This is a genomic window from Chryseobacterium sp. FH2 (assembly GCF_001045455.1).
Taxonomy (GTDB): Bacteria; Bacteroidota; Bacteroidia; order Flavobacteriales; family Weeksellaceae; genus Chryseobacterium.
The window spans coordinates 348057-362884 of the sequence record NZ_LFNE01000001.1 but is presented as its reverse complement, the minus strand read 5'-3'; the positions used below and the strand labels follow the sequence as shown (position 1 = coordinate 362884).

Below are 14828 nucleotides of genomic sequence, written 5' to 3'. Positions count from 1 at the left end.
TAATATATGAAATATTACATCAGTACATTAATTTGCATGTTTTGTATTTTGGTAAAATCTCAAACTGTATTAGGAAATTTTTCTCTTCCTCCCGATAAATATAGTATAGAGATGTTTGATAAAAGCATACAAAATGTGTATTATCAATTAAATTACGTTTCAAATCCTAAATCAGTCAACAAAAAAGAAGTTATATGTGTATTGGAGTTGGGAAAAAATTTTTCTAAATTTTTTGAGCTAAACACCATAAAATACGATTCATTGGCAGAAAAGTTTAGCCATCAAAACAACGTGAGCGCAAAAGAAATGAACCAGATATTACCTGTCTATCCGAAATGGAAACCCGTTGTTCTTCGGGATCTCAATAAAAATAGTATAACCATTCAGGATAAAGCAAGAGATAATTATCAGTATACCGAAGAACAGCCAGCTATTATCTGGAAACTAGGAAATGACACTAAAAGTATTCTTGGATACACTTGTTACAAAGCAACCGCGGAATTTCGCGGAAGAAAATATACAGCTTGGTATTCTAAAGATATTCCAATAAACAATGGCCCTTATCTTTTTAATGGGTTACCCGGTTTGATTATGGAGATTGAGGACAGGAAAAATCATTATCATTTTACAGCAATAGCAATGGATAAAAAGCCTATGAATATCTATTTAAGGAATGAAGATCAAATTTTTAAAATAACCAGAAAAAAATTTAGAGAAATTCAAAAAACCTATCATGATAATCCGGCTTTCTTTCATGGTTCTTCTTATGATGCCGAAGGTAATGTAATAAGGGAGACCGTAAAAGCAAAACCATATAATCCGATTGAGCTAGATTAAAACCACTTTAATTAATGAAGGAATAAAAAGATCCAATTATTGTTTCCGTATTAATAGTAACAATTCGTTTAAAACGGCAGAGACTTAAACTAAAGAAGTTCTCAAACCCTCAATACAACAATATTTTTATTATTTTAGCTTTCAAAATCGAATATTATGCTGAAAGTTGGAGATAAATTACCACAATTTAAAGGAATAAATCAAGATGGGGAAACCATAGATTCTGAAAAATTGATTGGAAATAAATTAGTCGTTTTCTTTTATCCCCAGGCAAACACTCCGACATGTACGGTTGAAGCCTGTAATCTGAGTGACAATTATTCTAAATTAGAAAAAGCCGGTTTCCAACTTCTTGGAATAAGCGGAGATACTGTAAAAAAACAGAAAAACTTCCACAGCAAATATGCTTTTCCTTATGATCTGATCGCCGATGAAAACAAAGATATCATTGAAAAATTTGGGGTATGGCAAGAGAAAAAGACTTTTGGAAAAACTTATATGGGGATTGTAAGAACTACATTTATTTTTGATGAAAAAGGGATTTGTACAAGGGTTATAGAAAAAGTGACTTCAAAAACTGCTGCTGAACAGATTTTGGGAGGATAAATTATCTTTCACTTTATTTGTCATACTGAAAGCATCTGTCCGAAGTTATAAAAACATTGTTGAGTTGCTCTCAGGATGACAAATTAACCACTAAATTATTCTGTTTCATAATACATGAGCTCTTCGTCTTCGTCTGGAAGAGTAACATGTTTTTGAAATTTTAGCCCTAATTTTTCAATTAATCTCTGTGAAGAAAAATTATCTTTTGAAGTAATGGCAGAAATCTTTTTCAGTCCAAAATCTCCCATTCCGACAGATTTTACTTTCAAAGCAGCTTCATAAGCATAGCCTTTTCCTTCAAATTCTTCTAAAAGCGAAAAGCCTATATCTACAACATCCAAACCTTCCCGCTCGAAGATTCCCACCCCTCCTATTTTGTGATTTCCTTCTTTCGTAACTATTAAATAATTTCCAAAACCCAGTTTCTCCATCTGGGGAAGAAACCTGTTTTTAATATAATTTTCGGCATCAGAAACCGTTTTTATATTACGATTGCCAATGTATTTTATAAACTTTGGTCTGTTATAAAGTTCAAAGATAAATTCCTTATCGTCCAATGACATCGGACGAATAATTAACCGCTCTGTTTCGTAAAAATCATCTGCGTTTTGTGGATTTGTTTGATTTTTTAGACTCATCTTTTGGCTCCTCTTTTTTCTCGATTTTCAAAAGTCTAGGATTATTTGCGCACTTTTTATTATAAAGCTCAATATAGGTTCCGTTATCCTTTACATCAGTTATAGTTCCTGACTTTTTATTTACCGTTAAGGTAAAATGTTTTTTCTGATAAGGACATTCTTTTGATGTAATCTTCCCTAAATCTAAATAATAAGCGGAAGCATCTTCATAATAATTTGCAGCAACATCTTTAAATTCTTCGTCAATAAGGTATCCATCAATAGTAGCTGCGATTGAAGCTTCATCGGCATTATCTATTTTCCCGATAAAATCCTTTAAACCTTCAAAATCAACTACATAATTTATTTTTCCAGCAGAGGAATAAACAATATAATAGAAGCTGTCGTCGTCAGGAAACAAATCAAATCCGGAAGATTGGGGAATATAATCTTTCTTCGTCCCGGAGGTTCTTACTTCGGTATCCTTTCCATATTCATTATGGACTAATACCCAAAAATCAACCCTGTCATTGGGAATAATCCCATTCAAGGCTGTTGGAATATTAATAAATTTTTTCTTTACCTGAGAATAGGATAAAACGCCTAAAATCAAGAAGATAAACAGTATAAATTTGGACGTAATTTTTGTCATAATCAGAACCTGGCAGAAATTATGCCAATATTTTACATGAATTTATCTCCTTTTTTGAAGTTCTTCAAATCAAGGACGTAATCTTTTATAAGCTGATCATTATCTCTTGGGCAAATCAGAAGTGCTTTATCGGTGTCTACAATGATATAATTCTCTAACCCGTCAATTATCACCGCTTTATTATTGTTTCTTAACCGAATAATATTTCCTTTGGAATTATACGCTAAAAGATGTTTTAATTTTACAGCATTTCCATTATCATCTTTTTCCGTGTTTTCATAAACTGAAGTCCATGTTCCAAGATCACTCCATCCTAAATCTGCGGGAATCACATAAACGTTTTTAGCTTTTTCTAAAATCCCGTTATCGATAGAAACTTTTTGAACTTTAGGATAAATAAGCTCTATACAGTTTTTTTCACTCTCCGCATTATACTCACAAGCCATAAAATGCTGTGTCATTTCCGGAAGATAGGTCTCAAATGCATGATAAATACTTTTCACATTCCAAATGAAAATCCCTGCATTCCACAGAAAATCGCCACTTTCTAAGAAACTTTTGGCAATTTCCAGAATGGGTTTTTCGGTAAAAGTTTTTACTTTATAGTATTCAGAATCATGTTTATCAACAAACTGAATATACCCGTATCCCGTATCTGGTCTCGTAGGTGTGATTCCTAAAGTAACCAGATATTCGTGCTTTGAAGCCAGATCAAAAGCCAATTCTATCTTTTCAAGAAAAGTTTCTTCTTTCAGAATCAAATGATCAGCAGGCAAAACAACCATCGTTGCATTAGGATCAATCTCTGCAATTTTATTTGCCATATACAGATTACATGCTGCCGTATTCTTCATTAGAGGTTCACCAACGATATTATCAACCGGAATTTCCGGAAGCTGCTGATGAGAAAGCTCCATGTATTCTTTATTTGTTATTACAAATATATTTTCATTAGGAATTAACCTGCTGATTCTGTCATACGTTTGCTGAATCATCGTACGCCCGACTCCTAAAATATCCTGAAATTGTTTTGGAAATTTCTGCGTACTCATCGGCCAGAATCTGCTTCCGATTCCACCGGCCATTATCACACAGTATTTATCTGATTTTGACATGCTTAACTACATTTTTCTACCCTCGCCAAAGGTTTGAAAGAATACTTCCTTCCAGTAGCCAGGTTCTTACAAAGATAGTTTTTTTTAATCAGACCTTCTAATAAATACTTTTCATTGCGGTAAAGGAAATACTCCCCTTTTTTTAGTTCTTCAATAAACCGGAGGTTATCTTCCTGTTTTTCAATATGAAAATACTTTACCAAATCCGGACTTGCCATAAAATTAGCTTTGGGAGATTGGGAAAATCGCACAATGATAGGCTTCAGTTCTTCTTCATAAATATCAAGGCTTTGCAGAAGCATTTGCCTGAAAGTTTCCTTCCATTCATTACCATGTGGAGAGATTTTTCTGCCATATTTTTCAAAAGCAATCAAATGAGCCAGCTCATGGGTGAGAACAAAGAAAAAAAGCTGTGGTGCAAGTGTGGAATTAATCGTAATCTCGTGAGAATTGTCCGGAAGCTTTCTGTAATCTCCCAGTTTCGAATTCCTATTTCGAGTTATTTTAATATGAATATAGTAATCTGAAAACCAGATTTTTAAATACTGAAGCGTGTTTTGTGGTAAATATTTTTCTAAGGATTGAATAGACATTTTACAAACTTAATGGAATTCCTGCATAGAAATTCAACAATTTAAGACTGAAAAGATAATTAAATTTAGCCTGAGCCACAGAACCCTGTGCATTCGCATAATTGTTTCTTGCAACATTCACATCATAGATTGTTGATCTTCCGGCCGCATAACTTTTATCCGCAAAATCCAATGCAAGTTTTGTACTTTTCTCTGTTTCTACCGCCGATAAATATATTTCATAATTTGCATCAACATCAAATTGTGCCTGCTGAACATTTTGTCTTACCGTCTGTTTTTGCTGCTCCAAAGTATTTTTAGCAACACTTTCATTCAATCTCGACTGCTCTACCTGCAATTTTGTAATTCCTTTATTAAAAATCGGAATGTTTACAGACAATGCAGCCTGCTGTCCAAAATTGTCTTTATACTGAGGAAATAAACCTCTTTCTTTTATATAGACCGATACCGAGCCTACATTATCCGTAGTCAAAAGATTATTATAGAAACTGCCAATACCTGCACTTGCCGTTACAGTAGGCCAAAAAGCGGTCTTATCAACTTCAATTTGAGCTTCTGCAGCTTTTATTCTGCTTTCTGCAGCTTTTATTTGCGGCTGTGTTTCGTAAGCAGTCTTTAAAACATCATCAACAGATCTCAGCTCCGGTGTTAGCTGATCCGAAACTACAACATCTTCTACATCAAAATCCTTATATTCCTGCAACTGAAGCAGCTGAGCCAAAGCAAATAAACTTCTTCCCACATTAATTTCAGCAGTTTTAAGATTTTGCTTTTCTCTTGCCAACGCAGCTTGGGCTTCCGCAAAAACAGTTTGAGCCGTTGTTCCGACTTCCGTGGTGATTTTTGCTCTATCATGTTGTTTTTGGGCATTTTCAACGGCTGCTTCAGAAATCTTCACAATTTCTTTATTCAATAAAGTCGTTAAATATTGCTGAGCGATTTGAAGCGAAATATCATTTTTAACGGTTTCAATATCAAACAAGCTTGCTTCTACATCAAATTCTACTTTTCTGATCGTTTTATCCAGTCTTCCATTGTTGTAAACCAAAACATCAGCATTAATGTTTGCATTATTACTGTATTTGTCATTTCTCAAACTCCCCGTCCCGAACGATATCTGCCCAAAACTCACGGTATTTCCGATATTTGCAGAAACAGATGGTAAAGAGTTTTTCTTTGCAATTCTTAGGTTATTATCCTGAGATTGTTTTGAATATTCATTTTGGATCACCTGAAGATTATGTTTCACTGCGTAGTCTACACATTCTCTCAAAGACCACTTTTTCTGGGCATGTATGCCCAAACAAGTTAATCCAAAAACAATAATCCAAACTTTTTTCATATTTATAAGCTTTTCCGAATTAGACGAGCCAAATATAAAAAAGTTACAGTTTGTAAAAATTAATATTTTTTTTCAAAAACTTTTATGAATTTTGCAGGATGACAAAGGAACAATATCAGGAAGCTGTAGACTGGCTTTTCGTACAGGCTCCGAACTATCAAATCGATGGACAAAAGGCTTATAAACCGGGTTTGGATAATATCATTAAGCTTTGTGAGTTTTTCGGAAACCCACAGGAAAAGATTAAATGTGTTCATATCGGAGGCACAAACGGGAAAGGTTCTTCAAGTAATATGCTGGCCTCTGTTTTACAAGAATCAGGGTATAAAACCGGTTTATATAACTCACCCCATCTCATTGATTTTACGGAACGTATAAAAGTGGATGGCAAAAATTGCGACAAAGAATTTGTTTTTAATTTTATCCAAAAGTTAAAACAACTACCTGAAGATATTCGTCCTTCATTTTTTGAATTCACTACCGTCATGGCCTTTGAATATTTCTATCAGCAAAAAGTAGATTTCGCCGTTATCGAAGTGGGCCTGGGAGGAAGATTAGATTCAACAAACATCATCAAGCCATTGGTTTCCGCCATTACAAATGTACAGCTTGATCATCAAAACATTTTAGGAGATACCATTGAAGAAATCGCAGGAGAAAAGGCCGGAATCATTAAAAATAATATCCCCGTTATTTCCGGAGATGAGAATAAAGTAGTGAAGAATATCATTAAAAATAAAGCTGCAAAAGAAAATGCTCCTTTTATTGATGCAACTTTATTAAAAACAGATGTAAAATCGGATTTAAAAGGAAATTATCAGGAGAAAAATATTAAAGTAGTTTTAGCCTTGATTGAAGAATTAAAAAAATTAAATTTTATCATTTCCGATAAAAATATTGAAGACGGGCTTTTACACGTTCACAAAAACACAAAATTTATCGGTCGCTGGTTTGAATTTTCAAAAAAACCACTTACTGTTTGTGATACAGCACACAATCAAGCCGGTTTGGAGCTGGTTTTCGCTCAGTTGCGCTCAATCGATAAATATAAACATATTGTTTTAGGGTTTGTGAATGACAAAAAAATTGACGAAGTGATGAAGATTTTACCTGGAAATTCGGAATTTTATTTTGCTAAACCTTCGATCAACAGGGGGAGGCACCCGAAAGACTATGAAGATTTGCTGATTGAGGCAAAAATTTCTTATATAATTTTCGATTCTGTACAGGAAGCGTATCTTTCTGCAAAAGAGAGATGTACAAATGAAGAAATGATTTTTATTGGTGGAAGCAACTTTGTTGTGGGAGAATTTTTAGAAAAAAATTTGGAGATTTCCAAATAAGTCGTATATTTGCACCACTCTAAACGGAAATAACGTTACAGAGGGCGATTAGCTCAGTTGGTTCAGAGCATCTGGTTTACACCCAGAGGGTCGGGGGTTCGAATCCCTCATCGCCCACAAAAGTTCCTAAGACTTTTAAAAATTTAGGGCTCTTAGCTCAGTTGGTTCAGAGCATCTGGTTTACACCCAGAGGGTCGGGGGTTCGAATCCCTCAGGGCCCACAAAATCTCTCAATATATTGGGAGATTTTTTTTATTTATGCCTATTCAAAGTGTTGGCTTTTGTATTTATTATAATACCAAATTTTAATACCTTTGAATCTTCTCTTCGTCCTTTTTCAAAGGGCTATTTTTGAAATAATTAATGGAAAACAGCAATATTAAACCTTTTTTGAAATGGGCGGGCGGAAAATCCCAGCTTATGGAGTCCCTTATCGGAAATCTTCCTCCTGATTTTGAAAACTTTGACACTTATATTGAACCTTTTATCGGGAGTGGTGCCATGCTTTTCAAAGTTGGAAACCAATTCAAAAACATCAAAAAGTTTGTAATTGCTGATAAAAACGAAAAACTGGTTAATACCTACCTCAGCATTAAAAACGATTTCAAAAACTTCCTCAATGAACTGGAGAAGCTAAAGTCCATTCATAATTCTATTGAAGACATGGAGGGGAAACGAAATTTCTTCTTAGAAAACAGAAGTATTTTTAATTCTGAAATTGACGAAGGTTACAAACAGGCCGCTCTTTTCATTTATTTAAATAAAACATGCTTCAATGGCCTGTATCGGGTGAACAAAAAGAATGGATTCAATGTTCCTTTTGGTAAACACAAAACTCCGGGAATTTACGACATTGAAAACCTGAAAAACATTCACAAATTTCTGAAAAAAGTTATCATTCTACATGATGATTATAGCAAAACTGAAAAATATATCAGCGGAAACACTTTTTTTTACTTCGACCCGCCTTATAAGCCTTTAAGCAAAACCGCATCTTTCAATTCTTACAATTTTGAAGAGTTTTCTGATGCTGAGCAGGAAAGATTATCAGAATTTTGCAAAAAACTGAATGATAAAAATGTTTCGTGGTTGCTAAGCAATTCTGACATGAAAAATATTGATATTGAAAATCAATATTTTGATAATTTGTATAAAGACTTTAATATTGAGAGAGTCCTAGCTAAGAGAAGTATTAATTCGAAAGGTACGGCGAGAGGAAGTATTACGGAACTTTTAATTAAAAATTATTAATCTAAAAACCATATTTATTGCATTCTGCTGCTAATACTTTCCAGCTTTTATTTCTGCTGAAATCCGCAGCTTCGTCAACGCTAAAATTTTCTTTTAATAATTGATGAATGCCAAGCATTTTAATTCTTTTTCCCAATCTTGTATGCTCCTTTTTCTCTTCAGAAATCATCGCACAATAAATTACAGTGAATAAAATTTCAAACTGAATAGCATAAGCTCCATACTTTTGAGAAAGAATTACAATATTTTGTAAGACCTCTTCTTCTACCCTATCTGTTGTCTGATTAAAAACAGAAAATAAATCATCATAAATTGTAGAATACATTCTACTGCTTCTCAGCAAGTATTTAAAGTAATATTTATCTGTTGGGGGAAACATTGGTTTTTCCCCGGATTCATAATAAACACACCATTTATCAAAATTTCCTTCACTATAAAATAATTTTCCGCCGTTTGAAAAAACTTTAATTGTTTCCATGTGTGTTGTTTTAATGCAATATAAAAGTTTTAAACCAAATATTCAATTTCATCTCAATTTCTGTGATTGAGTTTAAATTTTCAGTCATTTATATTCTATTTATTAAATTTGGAACAATAAAACTTTATGTCTGAAGGCTAAAATGAATGAATTATGGACATATCCATGTCAAAAAAAGAAATATTAAGACGACTCAACACCCTTCGAATAAAACCACAGGGTTTACAGCAAAGGAAGTATAATGTTTCCGTAAAATATTTCTCAAACAGCGAAGAAATTCCATTAAAAAGAATTGATTATAACGTTACTGTTGATTTAAATATCGAGAGCCACAAAGGCTTTTTAAGCATCATTAAAGAGAACGTGTTTTTTGATCAGCACAAACCAGACAGCATTAGCGAAATGCTTTCAAATTCGGTTTCAAAATCTCTATATCCTGTTACGACTCATATCAATGAAAAGGGGCTTTCCAGCAACGAAATCATTAATATTAAGGAAATAAAAGAACGTTGGATTCAGGAAAAATCTAAAATTTTAGAAAAATATTCTGGTGAATCATTGACTAATTTTCTCCTCACTGTCGATAAAAAAATTGACAATAAAACAGCTTTAGAAAGGAGCCTCCAATACGATTGGTTTTGGAACGTTTTTTTTCACCCAAAATTCATTGACTACGGAGAAACAAGAAAGGCGGAAACCTCTCTTTATTTGGCAGTTGTTCCTTACAAATCCCCTTTAAAATTTACTGGAATTCAGACCATTAATAAAATCCCGACAAATTATCATTCATTTGTTATTGAATTTGAAAGTCACGAACAAAATGCACATTCTCATTTTGTTCCTGAAAACAATCCAGATCAACATTATTTCATGAGTTTAAAAGTCATTTTTGATATGGATCTTTATCATCATTTCCCAATGCATATTCAGGCTTATTTTGAAGTTTACACAAAAGATTGGTCAGGAAATAAAATTTTTGTAAAAAGAATAAATTACACCCAATATCAGGAAAATACTGAAGAATTTAAAGATAAAGAATTAAGCAGAACCAGTCCTTTTATCACTGGTGGACTTGTCGTTTCTGAGCCTAACCGTTGGGGGTTTTATAAAAATGAATATGAAAATGACTGGTAAAAACCTGTTTGAATAAAAAACACTAAATTTACACACCACACAAATTATATTAATATGTCTTTAAAAGAAAAAGTAGTACAGGGAGCCTTGTGCCAATGTCAGTTTGGTACTACTCCGGATGCATTAAAAGTACTCACCCAGCAAAAATATTTCATCAATGATCTTAACGGCAGTACAAAATTGGCCGCCACTCACAAAGATATCGGAACTACTTTCGAGAAAAACACTTTTGGTTCTTGCAAAAAAATGAATAATGCTCCCTGCGTGGCTACCGTGACGGAATGGAGCGGTTTTTATGAAAAAGAAAAATATTCTCCCCCCGATGGTTATATCTTGCTTCAGGACAGCAAAGCAACCTGCCCTATTGGAGGAAAAGACTGCATAAGCATCATGAAAACCGGGCAAATCGGTGAGCCCTCTCAAAGCAATATTCAAGGCGCCGATGAAGAGCTTCAGTCCCACATAAGCCCGATTATAGACATGAAAAACTATAATCTTACTTACCCGTACGATCATTTAAATGCAAAATAACATGGGAGAAATTGTAAGAGGTATAAAAGCCTGCTATCATGAAATTGACGGCACAAAAGCATTTACGGTTGTTCCAGACGCTGTACTTTATTTATTAAGCGGAAGGAAACACCGTTTCGTTTTAGAAAATGACTCCACGATTCTGGGAGAAAGAACTTCTAATCCGAACACCACCGTTGCTGAAGCAAAATGGGCCTTCATTCTATCCTATCTTTGGGAAGAAGCTAAAAAAACACCGAAAGGAGAAAAACTTCCTCTTTGGGCAGATTTAGGCGGCGGTCCGAAACCCGTAGAATTTATGGGAATTGATATGCAGTACAAACAGGGGTCTACAATAGAAATCACACCCGAATCCAATGACGTTTGGCTTGGAAACTATCATAGAATGGAGGTTTTCAGCATGGTTCCCGGAAAAGGGCTCAATTTCCTTTTTCTTACGATTGATAAACCTAAAATTTATTTAGCTTATTTCGATAAACAGAAGATAGATCCTGAAATAAAAGAATTTAGAATCAATGACGGCTATTATTCTTATGGCGAAACCATAAAATTTTATGCTTGGGCTCACATGCTTCCTTTGAAAATCAGCGATCAGTATCTTGAAAAGTATGGAAAAATTGAAGTAGAACCAACTTATGCGGATTTGGAAGTCGAGATACATCTTACCGATGAAAATAATAACGTAATTGTTCAGGAACCAATTATTAAAGGAAAATTACAAGACTATTCTCCTGTAATAAAAAAAGCCAACGGAAGTGTTTCTTTGACTTCAGCAAATATTGGTTATGAATTTCCTGTTTACATTGATCCTTCTTGGAGAGACAAGCTTCATAAAAAGGATCAGAAAACGAAGAATTATTCGGTTAAAATAAAGGTAACCAATAAAAAAACTAAAAAAGAATACACTTTTCAGCCAGACTCCAACCAAATTCGAAAGGTTGCAGATTCTCACAGAGACTTTGACGAAGTGGAAGTTTCGTCCGTTTTTGCCGTAAAATATGAATCTACCGAGACTATTCTTAAACAAATGGAGGTAAGAAAGTCAAACATGATTCAATATATCGGTGATATAGAATATCAAAAGAAAGAGTTTGATCCGTGCGGGTACAGCAAAATTTCAATCGCTGATGAAGATGATAAAACCAAAGCTCCTCTTGTCATTTTTGATGAAGATGCAACAGATAAAATGGATAAAACCATCAGTACATATGACATTGTAACCGGAGATAAGAAAAAGAAAAAAGTATCGATCACCTTAGATAAGCTTGAGAATAAAAATGTGCTTTGTACCGGTGTTCTTCTTCCTGAGGGGGAAAAGCACGATCATCCGCAAAATTTATTTTTAATGGACAGAGTGCTAGCCCCACACTGGACAAAAAAAGGTTATTCCACTAAAACTGACCCAACTCAGGCGAATGACACAGACGTTTATGCCGATCCAAACAAAGCTCCATCGGGAGACGTTTCTGATGTTCAGGACTGGAAAGAAGGTGTTGATTTTAATTATATTGGTGAGAACAAGTTAGAATTAAATTTAAGCTATTACTATAATAAAACCGTTGTCGTCGCTAAAAACGAATTTAATGATGTTCCTGTAGCAGATGCATGGCTGGCCAATTATTTCTTTTTATCGAAAGACAAAATTCAGTCTTATTTTGTTCCAATATCTACATGCAGATATCCGAATCAATTAGCGAGAATAAGAATTTTTCCTGATGTAGAATGGTCGTTTAATATTCTGTACAACACCACAGATCCCGTTTGGTTCGGAAATTCTGAACCAACTTATGATATTTACGGGACAGAAAGTAAGGCTACAAGAGATTCCATTTCATTGAGAGATGTTAGAAACACAGGCGATGTGGGCGCGCTCGGAGATTTGCGCCGCGAGGAAAATACTAACAACAAAAATGCAAAAGACGGCCAAAAGAAAATAGGAACAGCCGCCAATCGTTATTATGGAACGATGAAAGGAAATTTTGGTCTTTCGGCTAAAGTTACCTTCAATGGTGGAGAATCTCACGAGTTAAGCTGGAAATTCGCTGAAAAATACCGAAAAATGATCGGCATTTTAAAATCTGTCTATGATCTTGCCGATAAAATTGCAGGCGCAAAAGACGCCAGAGATGCAGCAGATACCCTTCCACCATCACTTGCGGGAAGAAGAAGCATGATGAGCCTTTCTCTGCTCCCTCCCGCTCCGTCTGCAGGAGTCAGCTGGAAATTTGCCAAAAGTGGTGATTTCGTAGGTTTAGAAATTGCCGGAAAAGTAAAATGCGCCCCTCTCATTGGTGGAGATTTAAAAATTGATTTACTCGCCTTAGCCGATAAAATTCCGGTGTACGGAAAGTTTATCACTTTTCTGGATTTGACGACCTGGCTTATTGAAAAAATGTCTTTCAATTCTTTAAGTATAAACTACCGTATAGATCTTACTTTTTATGCTAATTTAGCACTCGAAGAAGCTTATATTAAATGGAATGATGCCAAGCCCGAAGGTCAGAGATGGGATTCAGACATGAAACTTTCCGGAACTTTTGGCGGAAAACTGGAGCTGGAAATGGGATTGGCAATGAGCAACAAGCAAATCAATAAATTCCCTGAAGTGGAGCTACAGGCGGGAGTAAAAGCAGATTGTTCATTTAAAATAACTTTAAGTCCAAATTTTGACTGGGATAACAAGGTAGATATTACAACCAAATTTTCCGGTCTTATGGTAACGGTTTATTATAAATTTTCAATGAAGAGAAATTCTAAAAATAAAGCGCCTGAGACGCTGGATCCATTTAAACTGATACCTAGTTATACGGGAACTCCCGTAAGCATGACCTTCGGAGAAGGAAAAGAAAATAAATATTAATGTAATGAGTAAGAACATTTTATTTGCGCTGCTGTTTTTCAATATCATAAGTTGTCAGAAAAAAGACAGCAACATACAAACATCAAGTCTTAATACTAATCACGAAAACAAAATGAAACAAAATACATCCGGCCCTTTTTATGCTCTAAGTCTCGATGCTTCGGGAGATTTTCAGGTTTATATTAATGATATTTTAGTTGCTTATTATTATCAAACCGGAGCGACAAATCTTACCATTCCTATCAACAGAGAAATTTTAGGTTCTGGAAAACAAAGCATTAAAATTGCTTTAAAATCCGACAAAGAATTGGATGATACAGAACTTAAATATTATAAATTCAGAGTATTAAAATATGCAAGCATGGATTCTCCGGATTATGAAACCATCGTCGACTGTAAATTTGACACTGAAAAATCCAAAAAAGTGAAAGAATTTACCCAAATTTGGGATTTCACCTCAACTGTTCCTTACAAAGTTGTCGGGTGGTCACAATCTGAGACTTTATTAAATGAAGATAAAGACGTTCTTTTAAAGGAAGTTTTAGCCGTTTACAATAACTTTCGAGATATTCTTCAAAAGAAAGATGTCTCTTCTTTTTTAGCTAAAACGAAAACAAGAGATACTGAAATTGATAAAGCCTTATACTTCAGCGATTCAGATATTCAACAGGATAAATCTGAAACAACCGCTACGATTCAAAATATTACAGAGGTTTTGCCGTTAGAAAACTATAAATTGGCATTTTACGGACAAGGAAGAATGGTAGCGCTTATCAGAACCGACAGCAAAAGCAAAGACGAATCTCCACTTCAGGCTAAACTGAAAGATAACAGTACAGAAATTTATGATTTGGTTCTTCACCGTCCGAAAAAAGGTGCGCCTTTAGAAGTTATCAGATAAAAGATTTATGCGAAGAATATTAAATATTTTACGTTCTTCCTCTACTTGGATATACCTATTAATGGCATTGTTGTATTTGAAGCAATGCTTTTTTACAGGCCGGGAATTTTATGCCTTAAAGCTCGATTTTGTACTATATACACCATTCATGCAATTGTTCTGGTTCCTGAGTCTTTATTTTTGGTTTTCTTTCGTAAATGAAAAAGGAACAGGAAAAATATTTTTCTCTGTTTTTTTGATTGCATTGATCTTTGTTCCAATACTCATTTTATTTATAACACAGGATATTCTGTTTTCTTTGCCTATTTTCATCGCCGCTATTCAGCCCATTATCAATAATCATTTGAATGGAGAAGTGGAAAGCAATACAGACTTTTTCAACTTTATTGTGATGATTGCAGGAATTGTTTTACTCGTAATTTCTGCTATTCTGACCAAATGGTTTCACCTTTCTGAAAAATCTTTCCTCTTCGGAACGTTCTATTATCTTTTCTTATTTTTGTTTGAATTTAGAATGAAAAGCCAACTTCAAAACTTCATGGAGAAGAAATAATTTAATAAATTATAA

Annotated in this window: 15 protein-coding genes and 2 tRNA genes; 11 read left to right on the top strand and 6 right to left on the bottom strand. The window is 34.3% G+C overall.

The features are described 5' to 3' along the window. Window positions 1-6 precede the first annotated feature (6 nt). On the top strand, window positions 7-837 hold the full coding sequence (locus ACM39_RS01785) for a GLPGLI family protein (RefSeq protein WP_048509286.1): 831 nt from the start codon (window positions 7-9) through the stop codon (window positions 835-837). Between the two features lie 156 nt (window positions 838-993). Then, window positions 994-1443 (top strand): thioredoxin-dependent thiol peroxidase, encoded by a 450-nt coding sequence (gene bcp, locus ACM39_RS01780; protein WP_048509285.1) that lies wholly within the window; start codon window positions 994-996, stop codon window positions 1441-1443. A 95-nt stretch (window positions 1444-1538) separates the two neighbouring features. On the opposite strand, the gene ACM39_RS01775 is transcribed toward bcp, so the two are convergent. From ACM39_RS01775 to ACM39_RS01755, 5 genes are read right to left on the bottom strand one after another with little or no spacing between them, the layout of a single operon-like run. Beyond that, on the bottom strand, window positions 1539-2081 hold the full coding sequence (locus tag ACM39_RS01775; protein WP_048509284.1) for a GNAT family N-acetyltransferase: 543 nt from the start codon (window positions 2079-2081) through the stop codon (window positions 1539-1541). Continuing rightward, window positions 2041-2712, bottom strand: coding sequence for a hypothetical protein (locus ACM39_RS01770; RefSeq protein WP_048509283.1), 672 nt, complete (start codon window positions 2710-2712; stop codon window positions 2041-2043). Before ACM39_RS01770 ends, ACM39_RS01775 begins: the two co-directional genes overlap by 41 nt. A 32-nt stretch (window positions 2713-2744) precedes the next feature. Further along, window positions 2745-3827 carry a mannose-1-phosphate guanylyltransferase gene (locus tag ACM39_RS01765; RefSeq protein WP_228377035.1) on the bottom strand — a complete coding sequence of 361 codons (1083 nt, stop codon included), beginning with the start codon at window positions 3825-3827 and terminating at the stop codon, window positions 2745-2747. A gap of 2 nt (window positions 3828-3829) precedes the next feature. Continuing rightward, on the bottom strand, window positions 3830-4420 hold the full coding sequence (locus tag ACM39_RS01760; RefSeq protein ID WP_048509282.1) for a SprT-like domain-containing protein: 591 nt from the start codon (window positions 4418-4420) through the stop codon (window positions 3830-3832). 1 nt (window position 4421) lies between these two features. Further along, window positions 4422-5762 (bottom strand): TolC family protein, encoded by a 1341-nt coding sequence (locus ACM39_RS01755; protein ID WP_048509281.1) that lies wholly within the window; start codon window positions 5760-5762, stop codon window positions 4422-4424. 98 nt (window positions 5763-5860) lie between these two features. Here ACM39_RS01755 and ACM39_RS01750 point away from each other — a divergent pair, with 98 nt between their 5' ends. The 4 genes from ACM39_RS01750 to ACM39_RS01735 all read left to right on the top strand — a co-directional run bounded on the left by ACM39_RS01750 (window position 5861) and on the right by ACM39_RS01735 (window position 8356). Beyond that, complete coding sequence (locus tag ACM39_RS01750; protein ID WP_048509280.1) at window positions 5861-7105, top strand: bifunctional folylpolyglutamate synthase/dihydrofolate synthase; 1245 nt, start codon at window positions 5861-5863, stop codon at window positions 7103-7105. Window positions 7106-7147: 42 nt separating this feature from the next. Further along, window positions 7148-7222, top strand: a tRNA-Val gene (locus ACM39_RS01745). A gap of 29 nt (window positions 7223-7251) precedes the next feature. Then, window positions 7252-7326, top strand: a tRNA-Val gene (locus tag ACM39_RS01740). A gap of 142 nt (window positions 7327-7468) precedes the next feature. Then, a complete protein-coding gene (locus ACM39_RS01735) occupies window positions 7469-8356 on the top strand; it encodes a DNA adenine methylase (RefSeq protein ID WP_048509279.1) in 888 nt (295 codons plus the stop codon). A 1-nt stretch (window position 8357) separates the two neighbouring features. Here ACM39_RS01735 and ACM39_RS01730 read toward each other — a convergent pair whose 3' ends face one another. After that, window positions 8358-8834 (bottom strand): DUF7004 family protein, encoded by a 477-nt coding sequence (locus ACM39_RS01730; protein WP_048509278.1) that lies wholly within the window; start codon window positions 8832-8834, stop codon window positions 8358-8360. A 153-nt stretch (window positions 8835-8987) separates the two neighbouring features. Here ACM39_RS01730 and ACM39_RS01725 point away from each other — a divergent pair, with 153 nt between their 5' ends. The 5 genes from ACM39_RS01725 to ACM39_RS01705 are packed head-to-tail and all read left to right on the top strand — an operon-like array spanning window position 8988 to window position 14813. Further along, complete coding sequence (locus ACM39_RS01725; protein ID WP_048509277.1) at window positions 8988-9968, top strand: hypothetical protein; 981 nt, start codon at window positions 8988-8990, stop codon at window positions 9966-9968. A 54-nt stretch (window positions 9969-10022) separates the two neighbouring features. Next, the gene (locus tag ACM39_RS01720; RefSeq protein WP_048509276.1) at window positions 10023-10499 is read left to right on the top strand and encodes a DUF4280 domain-containing protein; all 477 of its coding nucleotides are present in this window, start codon (window positions 10023-10025) and stop codon (window positions 10497-10499) included. A gap of 1 nt (window position 10500) precedes the next feature. After that, window positions 10501-13359, top strand: a complete 2859-nt coding sequence (locus ACM39_RS01715; RefSeq protein ID WP_048509275.1) for a hypothetical protein — start codon at window positions 10501-10503, stop codon at window positions 13357-13359. Window positions 13360-13363: 4 nt separating this feature from the next. After that, window positions 13364-14260 carry a hypothetical protein gene (locus tag ACM39_RS01710; RefSeq protein WP_048509274.1) on the top strand — a complete coding sequence of 299 codons (897 nt, stop codon included), beginning with the start codon at window positions 13364-13366 and terminating at the stop codon, window positions 14258-14260. A 7-nt stretch (window positions 14261-14267) separates the two neighbouring features. Then, window positions 14268-14813 carry a hypothetical protein gene (locus ACM39_RS01705; RefSeq protein ID WP_165585077.1) on the top strand — a complete coding sequence of 182 codons (546 nt, stop codon included), beginning with the start codon at window positions 14268-14270 and terminating at the stop codon, window positions 14811-14813. Window positions 14814-14828: the final 15 nt, after the last annotated feature.

Coding starts and splice junctions, on each gene's coding strand:
- ACM39_RS01710 (WP_048509274.1), top strand. CDS start 13,364: ATGAGTAAGAACATTTTATTTGCGCTGCTGTTTTTCAATATCATAAGT.
- ACM39_RS01720 (WP_048509276.1), top strand. CDS start 10,023: ATGTCTTTAAAAGAAAAAGTAGTACAGGGAGCCTTGTGCCAATGTCAG.
- ACM39_RS01755 (WP_048509281.1), bottom strand. CDS start 5,762: ATGAAAAAAGTTTGGATTATTGTTTTTGGATTAACTTGTTTGGGCATA.
- ACM39_RS01705 (WP_165585077.1), top strand. CDS start 14,268: ATGCGAAGAATATTAAATATTTTACGTTCTTCCTCTACTTGGATATAC.
- ACM39_RS01735 (WP_048509279.1), top strand. CDS start 7,469: ATGGAAAACAGCAATATTAAACCTTTTTTGAAATGGGCGGGCGGAAAA.
- bcp (WP_048509285.1), top strand. CDS start 994: ATGCTGAAAGTTGGAGATAAATTACCACAATTTAAAGGAATAAATCAA.
- ACM39_RS01785 (WP_048509286.1), top strand. CDS start 7: ATGAAATATTACATCAGTACATTAATTTGCATGTTTTGTATTTTGGTA.
- ACM39_RS01750 (WP_048509280.1), top strand. CDS start 5,861: ATGACAAAGGAACAATATCAGGAAGCTGTAGACTGGCTTTTCGTACAG.
- ACM39_RS01770 (WP_048509283.1), bottom strand. CDS start 2,712: ATGACAAAAATTACGTCCAAATTTATACTGTTTATCTTCTTGATTTTA.
- ACM39_RS01765 (WP_228377035.1), bottom strand. CDS start 3,827: ATGTCAAAATCAGATAAATACTGTGTGATAATGGCCGGTGGAATCGGA.
- ACM39_RS01775 (WP_048509284.1), bottom strand. CDS start 2,081: ATGAGTCTAAAAAATCAAACAAATCCACAAAACGCAGATGATTTTTAC.
- ACM39_RS01730 (WP_048509278.1), bottom strand. CDS start 8,834: ATGGAAACAATTAAAGTTTTTTCAAACGGCGGAAAATTATTTTATAGT.
- ACM39_RS01715 (WP_048509275.1), top strand. CDS start 10,501: ATGGGAGAAATTGTAAGAGGTATAAAAGCCTGCTATCATGAAATTGAC.
- ACM39_RS01725 (WP_048509277.1), top strand. CDS start 8,988: ATGGACATATCCATGTCAAAAAAAGAAATATTAAGACGACTCAACACC.
- ACM39_RS01760 (WP_048509282.1), bottom strand. CDS start 4,420: ATGTCTATTCAATCCTTAGAAAAATATTTACCACAAAACACGCTTCAG.